Raw genomic sequence first — 11,067 nt, 5'->3', positions numbered from 1 at the left:
TCATAATCAAATATCAATAGAATGCAAGGAAAAAGTCTCATCCCTAAACCATAGCCAACATAGTGAGAAGTCTGGAACTTTCATCCCAGACTTTTCCTTATTTATTTTTTCTTTTTATTGTTAGCAAGGGCTGCCTTTTGTTGGCGGATGATTTGGTGGTAAACTTGTTGTACCTTAGCTTCGCTTGGTTTTTGACCATTTGCACTCAAAAGAGTACGAACTGCTTCAGCATTCAAACGTGGGTTGTCAGCGAATTCTTTTTCGATTTGCTTACGAACCAAGTACATTCCTCCAAGAGCTCCTCCTAGAAAAGCTAGCACAATCAATACAATTGCTAATAGTAAATCCATCATTTTTCTCCTGTTTCTTTTTGAGTCCCTTTCATTATACCACAAACTAGCCACCCTGACTAGTTTGTTTTACGCTTTCAAGAATGGAATAGACAGCAAAAAGAACCCTGATTTTCTGCAAAAGAGGGCTCCTTACTGAGTTTAATTTACATAGATAGCCAGTGTTTGATACGATTTTAGTAGAATTTTTTCAGACGCTTCTCTTGTCTTGTTATTTAAAATCAAATAAATGCGTTCTATAAAATTAATATAGGAACGATAAAACAAAAGAGAAGAAAATTATTTCCTTGGCTGGCATCTAACTCATTAAACTTTCGTTTAGAATAAGAAAACTTATTATCCATTGCAATTACATAAATGATAAATAACACTGATAATTATAGGTGTTTAAAATTCATTAATCAAATTAGGTCAACTAGAAATAGACTTGTTTGGTATCTTGTTGAATCTTTTCAACTACAATCTATAGGTGTTATTATGGATTATTTCAACCAATTTAAATATGCAGAAACTAAAAACTAATGGCTAGTTGGAATATTAAAAATTCAATTTCTAACCAGCTAATCTTGCTTCAAACAGTTATCGAACAAGTCTAATAAGACAACAATTAATACTAAAGAAGGTCAAACATAATAAACACTCCACAAAAGAGCACTTGGGTACTTAACTTTATCCTCTATTCTCCATATTTGGTAAAGATAATCTAAATCGAATAATAATCATCCTAATAATAAAACCTAAAATGAAGATTATTATAAACGTCGAAATTCTAGAAAAACCTATAAAATGGGTCAAACCATAGTACGAAATCCCTACAGCAAAAGATAATAATGCATAGATATCCTCTTTCAAGACACTAGGAACCTCATTGATTAATAAATCTCTTATTATACCCCCACCAGCTCCAGTCAAACATGCCAATAATCCAGCTGACATTAAATTGAGTTTAGTTTCAATTAAAACTGTCGGTCCAATTAAAGAAAATATAATTAAGCCAATCGAGTCAAAGATTAAGTAGGCTTCGCGTAACCATCTATATATTTCTGAATTATAGCCATAATTTGAACGATTTAAAACAATAAAAATATACATTATAATTGCAACAAATATCGCAAGATAAATCGAACTGGGATCAAAAAGTGCCGAAGGAAATCTACTTATTATCGAATCACGTAAAATACCGCCTCCGACAGCTGTGACAATAGCCAACAAACTAATCCCAAAAATATCCAGATGTTTATCAAACCCTTTTATAGCACCCGATGCTGCAAATGCAATCGTTCCAATATAATTACATACTAAAAGGAATAGGTCAAAGTCCATTTTTACTCCTCAATTATTTTATTCACCCTTTCTGACTTCTTGAAGGTATTTATATATACTAACTTCTGACATTTGAAATATAGAAGCAACTTTTGAAATAGAATCTTTAAATTCAAAAAAACCTTTTGTATCTAGTACTTGAACTATCGAAATTTTTTCAGATTTACTTAATTTATATTGCGATAAGTCTTTCCCATTTGTTTCTTTAAAAATCAAATCATCTATTAAAGAATCAACCGATTGATTAAAGTTTTCTACTATAGTTTCATCTGCCGATATTTTATCTTTATCACCGAGTAGATTTTCATCAATGATAGATATTCCTGATTCAAACAATTTTTTTAAAGATATCATTTTAGATTTATCACTATTTATACAAATCATCCCAACTAATTCATTGAGTTCATCTTTAATAAAATAGCTTGAAGAATATAGATTTTTACCTGAATGAGTTCTACTCCGATAATTTACTAAATAATCGTTCTCAATATAAATTTTATTTCTGACAATATCTAAAACAAAATCTGTTGCAGGTGACCCTATTTCCCTATTTGATAAATTATTTTTAATATAGACTAAAGAATGATCAAAACCATTCGTAAAATCTTGTAGAACAACTTCTGTATCATTTCCTAGAACAGTTGCCAAAAAATTGATTAAAGGGATATATAGTTTTAGGTCCTTATTCATTTTATTTCCTATCTCTATCTAATGCATTTTTCGTAAAGTCTATCATATTAGAATTAATTTTACAAATATTTGAAACGCTTATTCAGCTTTACAAATTAGTTCGAATAATGCTTGAGCATAGATAGCTGTAATCAATACCAAATCATTAACCGGAATAAACTCATTAGCTTGATGCATGGTATCTTCTGTACTAGGAAATAATGCTCCGAATGCAACTCCTTCTGACAACAAACTTGCATACGTTGATCCACCTATAACCTTTGTATATCCTTTATCACCAGTTTGATCTTCATAAATTTTTAAAAGAGTTTTCACTAACTTAGTATCTGGAGATACAAAATGTGGATCTTTCTTGACGACAATATGCAAATCTTCACCTTCAAAATACTCTTCTAAATGCGATTTAATTTCACTAGATGACTGACTGAATGGAAAGCGGATGTCAGTAACTATTCTCCCTCCTGAACTACAATCATAATTTGCAATTCCTACGTTAAAAGTCAGTTCACCTATTTCTGATTGATGATTAATACCTAAATTTTTACCATCAGTTGTTTCGTGAAAAGATTCTCCCATATGATTTAAAAAAGACTTCCCATTTTTAACAGGATGCTGACTTAAAAACTTAGCTAAATAAGTCGCAGCATTTACACCTTTACTTGGGGTTGAACCATGGGCAGATTTACCATATAGAGTAATCTTTAGTTCTTCATCATTCTGATCTACTTGCCCAGATACATTTAGGTGCTCTACTAAAAATCTTTGGAAGCTATCGGTAATATCTGATTCAGTTCCCCCTTTTAGACGGGCTTCCGCTAGACCTGGAACCATATTTTCTTTGGTGCCACTCTTAAATTCTACTAAACAATAAGTCCCAGTTTGAGAGTCATCTTTCCCCTCTTCTATCGTAAAGTGAATTATACCTTTTTCTCCATTAACCACTGGAAAATAAGCATCTGGAACGAAACCTTCCCTTGGAAGTTTTTCAATAGTTTTATAATAATTCAAACATTCCCAATTTGTTTCCTCATCACTGCCTACAATCAGTTGTAGTTTCCTTTTGGGAATGTAACCACGTTCCTTCAACAACTTCATAGCAAAAAAAGCACAAACTAGAGGGCCTTTATCATCCAAACTACCTCGAGCAATTAATTTACCGTCCTTATAGGTAGGTTCAAATGGATTACTATCCCAACCAGTTCCGACAGGAACCACATCTACATGACCTAAAACTCCAAAAGGCTCCCCAGTTTCTCCCCAGTCAATACGAGTAACAAGTGGTCCGTAATCATTTACCTTGAAACCGGCTTCATAACCCATTTTTTTGATTTCATCAATTGCTTGTTTGGGCCCTTCTCCAAGTGGGGCACCATCAACCGGATCACCTTTTACTGAATTGATACGAAGCAAGCGTTCAATATCATTTAGAAGATCTTCTTTTCTATCTTCCACTACATTTTTCCAATTAATTGTTTCCATCTTTATACCTCCATAATTAAAAGAAAAACACAAAATTTTACAGATTCAATCCAAATGATATTGTAAAATTTTGTGTTAGATCTTTAGCTTTCCAATGCTTGTTTGAAATCTTCGATTAAATCCTCGATATTTTCAATACCACAAGAGAGTCTTAATAAGCCATCCACTACACCTTGCTCCAATCTTTCTTCTGGACTAAGGCAGGCATGAGACATTGTTGCTGGATGAGAAAGAATAGATTCAACTCCACCAAGGCTAACTGCCAAGATAGGAATACGAATTTTTTCAGTAAAAGCAATCAATTCTTCTTTTGAAGACAATTCAAACGATAGTACTGCTCCACCATTTTTTGATTGACCCATATGTACTTCATGATTCGGATGATCCTTTAATCCAGGATAGTAAACATGTTTCACCCTTGGATGATTTTGCAAGAATTCAGCCAATTTTTGGGCATTCTTAACTGCATGGTCCATACGTATTCCCATTGTTTTCATACCACGCATAATTAACCAAGCATCTTCAACTCCAAGGATTCCCCCAAAGTTCTTTTGGAACAATTTTAATTCTTGATAGTATGTTTCACAATTAGTAGCAACAAGACCTGCAATGACATCACTATGTCCATTTATAAATTTAGTAACACTTTCAACTACTATATCAACTCCGAGTTTTAGAGGTTCTTGCGCTAAAGATGTCATAAAGGTATTATCAGCCACAGTAACCAAATCATACTCCTTAGCTAATGCCACAATCTTTTTAATATCGCAAACTTTTAAAAGTGGATTTGATGGAGTTTCAAGATATATCATACGAGTATTCTCACGTATGGCTTTTTCTACTGACTCTATATCAGCCATATCTACAAAAGTGTATTCAATCTTGTATTTTGGCAGGAGATTATTTACAAACTGACATGTACCCCCGTATACTTCTTTAGGTAAGATAACATGCTCTCCAGCATTAAGTAACATTAATACATTCGAGATCGCAGCCATACCTGATGAAAAACTAAGGGCATATTTTGAATCCTCTAGACTTCTAAACCCATCTTCAAGTGCGTCTACTGTTGGATTTGAAAAACGAGTGTACAAATATTCTTGGCTATCGTCATAGAGGTGTTTGTTATGAAAAGTTGATGTTTGGTAGATAGGAATAGAGGCAGCACCAGTATAAGTATCTAATACTTTATAGCCATGTAATAGTTTGGTATTCTCTCTCATTCATCTACCTCCGCAATTGCTTCAATTTCTACCAAAGCCCCCATTGGAAGAGCTCCAACTTGGAACGCTGTACGCGCTGGATAATCTCCGTTAAAGAAACCTTGATAAACCTCATTGAACGCTTTAAAATCAGTAATATTACTCAAATAAACAGTTGTTTTGACAATCTTATCCATAGAGGAATGATTATCTTCTAAAATCGATTTGATATTGTTAAGAGACTGACTTACTTGCCATTCAATAGTATCTTCATCGATTTTCCCCGTTGAACGGTTAATTGGTAGTTGACCTGATGTAAAAATAAGGTTACCTACAAGTGTTGCTGGGGAATAACTACCTACTGCTGCTGGAATTTTTTCACTACTTAATCGTTTCATTTTATGCCTCTTTTCTTTCTTTTACATTTCTCCAAATCATCAATCCTACTGGTAAAACAAGGTAACCAATAATCATTGCTACGATAGCAAATGTATTCAATGATACATCTCCTGATTTACTTACGATTGTAAATTGCGATGCCCAGTTAAATTTGTATAATAAAATTACTGTTAAGATACATCCAAAGAATGGAACGATAACATCAAATACAAAGCTCTTCTTAGCAGTTGCAACAATTTCTTCTTTTTGTTTTCCAAAGTAGAATACCATAACAGCCAGAGGAACTATGATAAATTGGATAAAACGTGAAATTGAACTTAGAACAATAATACTAGTCATATTATATTGGAATGCCATAGGAAGTAAGATTGCTGCTCCAATCGTCACTAAAAATGCACGAAGCGGAAAATCTTTGCTAGTTCTAACTTTAAACCATTCTGGAACTTGATTTTGCATTGCCATTGCTTCCAAGATACGTGGAGTGTGGAATGATGCAGCTACGTTTATACCAAACATAGAAACCAAAGCACCTACAAGAATGATTGTACGAATAATTGGATTTGAGAATACTGCTGCAAGTGCTACTACTTCTTTTGTCGTCACAATAGCAGATGGATTAATCATCATAGCTGTTCCAACAATACCTAGATAGATAACAGCTATTATCCCAATTGCCAATGGAATTGCCTTTGGAAGATTTTTCTCTGGTTCTTCCATATCTTGAGCACCACAGGCTACACTTTCAAAACCAGTGAAGGCATAAAATGCTGCAATAACTGCCATTACATAGGCTGAAATATCCATATTTTCGCCCAACTTAGCCCCAGTGCTATCAGTCAGATTTTTAATTGTATCAAATTCATTGACACCAGTAAATAACACAATTGCTAATCCTACGAGAATGGTTGTAACAAGAGCTCCTACTTTACCAATAGTAGACAAGTTATTGATAAGCTCAAACAAACGTGTTCCCAATAAATTGATTACAAGAAGAATTCCCATTAGAATAACGAACCCAATTGTAACGTAGGTCAAGTTGCCATTATCAAACCCAAACATATTAAGAACTGTTTTAACTACCGCAGTCCCCATTACACCCCACGCAATACTTGCTGCAATGTAGCGAGTAATACCTACATAGAACCCGATGTTATCTCCAAATGCAGCTTTAGTATAAGCATAAGAGGCTCCACCTTTGGAAACATACTTAGCCGCTGATGCGAATGTTACTGCTAAAACAGATGCAAATACCGCTGCCATAATATAAATGATAAGCGCCTTATCTCCTGCTTTGGCAACAACACCACCAGGAGAAAGGAAAATTCCCGTACCAATAATAGAGTTAATTGTCAGAAGGACAATCGAATAAAATCCTAGCTTTTTTTTCATTATTTTTCTCCTATTAAATTTCACACATTTGACAATCTTTACATGCATTATTAATCAATGCAGTAAATAACAAGTTCATTTGCATTGATTTCTTGTGCATCATTTCAGGATGCCATTGTACCCCAATTAACATTGGGTAATCCTTATGTTCAATTGCTTCTACAACACCATCCGCGGCTCTAGCCACAACATTAAAATCAGATGATACATTTTTCATAATTTGATGATGAAATGAGTTAACCATCACTCTGTTTACTTTTATAATCCTATGCAACAGTGAATCATCAACAATATCTACTGAATGAGTAACTTGTTCTGGGAAGTGGCCTTGCCAATGTTTTACAGCTGCTGTATCACACATTGAGACATCTTGATAAAGAGACCCGCCATGATAAACATTAATAACCTGTGCTCCACGACAAATACCAAGAATTGGGATGCGTTTTTTTTCTGCACGTTCTAATAAGGCAAAATCGAACTTATCTCTTTCTGGGAATATATCTCCCATCTTAGGACAAGGCTCTTCGTTATAATTCATAGAACAAACATCGTGACCACCAGATAAGATCAATGCATCAATTTTATCAATATAACTATCTAAAACTTCAGCAACATCTGATACAGGTATAATAACAGGTATCCCACCATTTTGGATTACAGAATTAACATAATCTTCATTGACATAGCTTCTATGATAACCAGGAAACATTCCTCCCTGATCAATCATAACACTACCTGAGATTCCAACTATCGGCATCTTATTTGCCATAAGATAGACCTCCTTTTTGAAAATATTTTTTATTTTATTATAAAATTTTATAACTCATTTACAATTCCATTATACAACAAAAAAGAATCCGTTTTCAACAAAAAATTATATTTTTTTATAAAAAAATATAATTTTTTGTTGAAATGCCTTTAGATATAGCGTATTGAAACTAGAACAGTACGATATGACTGCTAAAATGTTTCTATAAATTAATATTCCTTTCCTAATTGATTTGCTCATATTTTATTCCAATCCACTATATAACAAAAAAGATAAGATCTGATTCAGATCTTATCCTTTCTAGTTTTGATACTCTTCACAAATCAGTATTTTAGGATATAGGAGTCAAACTTTCTAATTTGTTCTTTGATTTTCGCTTAATATGAACATTTCTTTCCCACGTTATCGTTACATAATCTTCATCACTACTACGAAAACGTTCAAATACTTTAGATTTCTGAGACACCTTATACACTATATATGCCTTACTATCACACTTCTGTTCGTATAGGCACGATTTTTCTATCCCTTCCTCTGACGATTATTATTTCCAGCGTCAGGCTTGAGAGTCGCTATTGGGTTTACCGGTAGCGGGTGCCCACGGAGGACTTACACCTCAGATGCACGACATGCCTGTCGTACCTAATAAAAGACTGAAACACTAGATCTCAGCCTTTTTCTTTATCCCAAAACTAATTCATCACTGACTAGACTTTGGCCACTATTTTTCTGGAAGAGATGCATGAGGTCTTCAACCGTCAGATGCTTTTTCTCCTCTCCCTTGACATCCACCACTATCTTGCCTTGATAGAGCATAATGAGACGATTTCCGTACTCAATAGCATGGTTCATATCGTGGGTAATCATCAAAGTCGTCAACTGATGGTGTTCCACAATCTTTTGCGTCAAGTCCATCACCATTTGACTCGTTTTCGGGTCAAGTGCCGCAGTATGTTCATCCAAAAGCAAGAGTTTAGGTTTCACTAGAGCTGCCATGACTAGGGTCAAGGCCTGTCTTTGTCCTCCTGAGAGATATTGAGTATCTACTTTTAAGCGGTTTTCAAGACCAATATTCAACTCCTTCAAGGCCTCTTGGAACTGGATTCTGTCCTTCTCCTTCACACCCCAGCCAAGCCCTCTCTTCTGCCCGCGTCTCAAGGCAATAGACATATTCTCCTCAATCGTCAAACGAGAAGCCGTTCCCATCTTAGGATCTTGAAAAACACGAGCGATATCCTTGGCTCTCTTTCTGACACTCAGATTTTTAATGGATTTGCCTGCCAGTAGAAGGTCCCCTTCATCCACCGATAGATTGCCAGCCAAGATATTCATCAAAGTGGATTTCCCTGCTCCATTTCCACCAATCACAGAGATAAAATCTCCCTCTTCAACCTCTAAATCTAATCCTTTGAGGACATGGTTTTCATTGACCGTCCCTGCTTCAAATGTTTTGTGAATATTTTCAAGTGTTAACAAACTTGCCATAACTTTCTCCTCCTATTCATTTCTCAATTTCAGACCACGAATCTTTAATCTCTTTTGCAATTCTGGTGCAAATAAAACTAAGGCTAACAAGATTGCATTAAAGAGACGTACTAAGTTTTGATCTAGATTTGGAATTTCATAGATATTTAAAATAATCAAACGGTAAACAATAGCACCGATTCCGATGGATAACAAGCGACCTCCAATGGTCAAGTCGTGTATCAAGACTTCCGCAATAATCACTGCACTCAAACCAACAACAATGGTTCCTGTCCCAGAAGTCACATCTGAAAATCCATCATTTTGAGCAAATAAGGAACCACACAGAGCAATCAGACCATTTGAAATCATATAACCAACAATCTTCATGGTGTCTACATTGACCCCATTTGCCTCACTCATCGGAATATTGTCCCCAGTCGAACGCAAGACCAAGCCAATCTCCGTTTTCATCAAAAGGGTCAAGACCAAACAAACAAGTAAGAGGCAGGCCAAACTGAGTGAGAAAACAGCTTCTTCATTTGTCAGTCCCAAGCTAGCCAACTGTTTAAAGACAGTTGAAGAATCTCCCAAGGAAAGATTGGGCACACTTCCCATGATTTTAATATTGATGGAATAGAGCCCTGTCAAGGTCACAATACCTGTCAAAAGAGCTGGAATTTTCATCTTGGTGTGGAGCATTCCTGATACAAGACCTGCTACCATACCTGCCAGCAAAGCAAGTAAGGTCGCAACCCAAGGATTTGTCCCTGCCTGTATCTGAGATACGACGACGGCCGCCCCCAGTGGAAAGGCTCCTTCAGCAGTCATATCCGCAATATCCAAAATACGGAAAGTCAAGTAGACCCCAATCGCCATAATCGACCACAACAAACCTTCTGATAAACTAGATAATACAAAATTCATCTCAAACCTCCTTATTCCTTGCCTTCTAACTTACTAATATCAATTCCTAGTGCATCTGCCATTTCTTGATTGGTATGCAATTCTAGTTTTTCAGGCAACTCAACTGCTATATTTTCTGGCTTTTCACCTTTTAAAACACGAATCAGCATGCGAGCTGTCTGTCTTCCCAATTCTTCATAATTGGTTCCGTAGTTATACAAGCCACCAACCGCAATCATTTCTGTTGAACCACCAAATACTGGAACCTTGTGTTTAATAGAAACCTGCTTAACTGTTTCCATGGTTGATGAAATGATATTATCCGTTGGTACAAAAACCATATCCACCTCTGCCATCAAGCTTTCTGCAGCCGCCTTGACATTGTTACTGTCCAAGATTGTTTTTTCAACAACGGTAAAGCCTTTTTCTTCCAGAAGGCGCTTAGCTTCATCCTTTTGGACAACTGAGTTTGGCTCGCTCTGAGTATAGAGGATTCCAATCGTTTTAGCTTTTGGCAACACTTTCTTTATCAAATTGATTTGGGTTGAAATGGCATCTGATGACTGATCGCTTGTCCCAGTTACATTGCCCCCAGGATGCTCTCTTGACTCAACCAACTTGGCACTGACAGGATCTGTTACCGCTGAAAAGATAACAGGTGTCGTTTGTGTTGTATTAGCCAAGCTCTGAGCAGAAGGCGTTGCGATAGCTAGAACGACATCACTAGATTCTGCTAGTTGCTGGGAAATCGTTTTTAGATTTCGTTGTTCTCCCTGTGCATTTTGCAAATCAATCTCGATATTTTTCCCCTCAACATAGCCTTGCTTGGCCAGCTCATCCACAAAACCTTCTCTAGTAGCGTCCAAAGATTGATGAGTAATAAACTGCGAAATACCGATACGAAAAACATCTTTTTTCTTATCTGCCTTCAACTGATGCAAACTAATCAGAGAGGTCAAGAGGATCCCTACAACCAAGAGAGGGGCTAGTAATTTTCGAACAACTTTCATAATGAAACTCCTTCTCAGAAAAGATAATACTCAATGAAAATCAAAGAGCAAACTAGGAAACTAGCCGCAGGCTGTACTTGAGTACG

General features: G+C 35.8%; 11 protein-coding genes. All 11 read right to left on the bottom strand.

The window, feature by feature from the left end; translation table 11 throughout:
* Positions 1-101 precede the first annotated feature (101 nt).
* The 11 genes from ADH54_RS08455 to ADH54_RS08405 all read right to left on the bottom strand — a co-directional run bounded on the left by ADH54_RS08455 (position 102) and on the right by ADH54_RS08405 (position 10,981).
* Complete coding sequence (locus ADH54_RS08455; protein WP_000364990.1) at positions 102-350, bottom strand: YneF family protein; 249 nt, start codon at positions 348-350, stop codon at positions 102-104.
* A gap of 669 nt (positions 351-1,019) precedes the next feature.
* On the bottom strand, positions 1,020-1,673 hold the full coding sequence (locus ADH54_RS08450; protein ID WP_049524765.1) for a trimeric intracellular cation channel family protein: 654 nt from the start codon (positions 1,671-1,673) through the stop codon (positions 1,020-1,022).
* A gap of 18 nt (positions 1,674-1,691) precedes the next feature.
* The gene (locus tag ADH54_RS08445; protein WP_049524764.1) at positions 1,692-2,363 is read right to left on the bottom strand and encodes a helix-turn-helix transcriptional regulator; all 672 of its coding nucleotides are present in this window, start codon (positions 2,361-2,363) and stop codon (positions 1,692-1,694) included.
* A 78-nt stretch (positions 2,364-2,441) separates the two neighbouring features.
* Positions 2,442-3,842 carry a dipeptidase PepV gene (gene pepV, locus ADH54_RS08440; protein WP_065427380.1) on the bottom strand — a complete coding sequence of 467 codons (1,401 nt, stop codon included), beginning with the start codon at positions 3,840-3,842 and terminating at the stop codon, positions 2,442-2,444.
* 83 nt (positions 3,843-3,925) lie between these two features.
* Positions 3,926-5,065 carry a trans-sulfuration enzyme family protein gene (locus tag ADH54_RS08435; protein ID WP_049524763.1) on the bottom strand — a complete coding sequence of 380 codons (1,140 nt, stop codon included), beginning with the start codon at positions 5,063-5,065 and terminating at the stop codon, positions 3,926-3,928.
* Complete coding sequence (locus tag ADH54_RS08430; RefSeq protein WP_049524762.1) at positions 5,062-5,442, bottom strand: Rid family detoxifying hydrolase; 381 nt, start codon at positions 5,440-5,442, stop codon at positions 5,062-5,064. The genes ADH54_RS08435 and ADH54_RS08430 overlap by 4 nt, the downstream gene beginning before the upstream one ends.
* A gap of 1 nt (position 5,443) precedes the next feature.
* On the bottom strand, positions 5,444-6,832 hold the full coding sequence (locus ADH54_RS08425; RefSeq protein ID WP_049524761.1) for an APC family permease: 1,389 nt from the start codon (positions 6,830-6,832) through the stop codon (positions 5,444-5,446).
* 13 nt (positions 6,833-6,845) lie between these two features.
* Positions 6,846-7,589, bottom strand: coding sequence for a gamma-glutamyl-gamma-aminobutyrate hydrolase family protein (locus tag ADH54_RS08420; RefSeq protein ID WP_049524787.1), 744 nt, complete (start codon positions 7,587-7,589; stop codon positions 6,846-6,848).
* Between the two features lie 693 nt (positions 7,590-8,282).
* The gene (locus ADH54_RS08415; RefSeq protein ID WP_049524760.1) at positions 8,283-9,086 is read right to left on the bottom strand and encodes an ABC transporter ATP-binding protein; all 804 of its coding nucleotides are present in this window, start codon (positions 9,084-9,086) and stop codon (positions 8,283-8,285) included.
* A gap of 12 nt (positions 9,087-9,098) precedes the next feature.
* On the bottom strand, positions 9,099-9,992 hold the full coding sequence (locus tag ADH54_RS08410) for an ABC transporter permease (RefSeq protein ID WP_049524759.1): 894 nt from the start codon (positions 9,990-9,992) through the stop codon (positions 9,099-9,101).
* 11 nt (positions 9,993-10,003) lie between these two features.
* The gene (locus tag ADH54_RS08405) at positions 10,004-10,981 is read right to left on the bottom strand and encodes an ABC transporter substrate-binding protein (RefSeq protein ID WP_000869838.1); all 978 of its coding nucleotides are present in this window, start codon (positions 10,979-10,981) and stop codon (positions 10,004-10,006) included.
* Positions 10,982-11,067 lie beyond the last annotated feature (86 nt).

The sequence above is a fragment of the Streptococcus pseudopneumoniae genome (assembly GCF_001072315.1).
GTDB lineage: Bacteria > Bacillota > Bacilli > Lactobacillales > Streptococcaceae > Streptococcus > Streptococcus pseudopneumoniae_R.
This window is presented reverse-complemented; position numbering and strand designations above follow the sequence as displayed.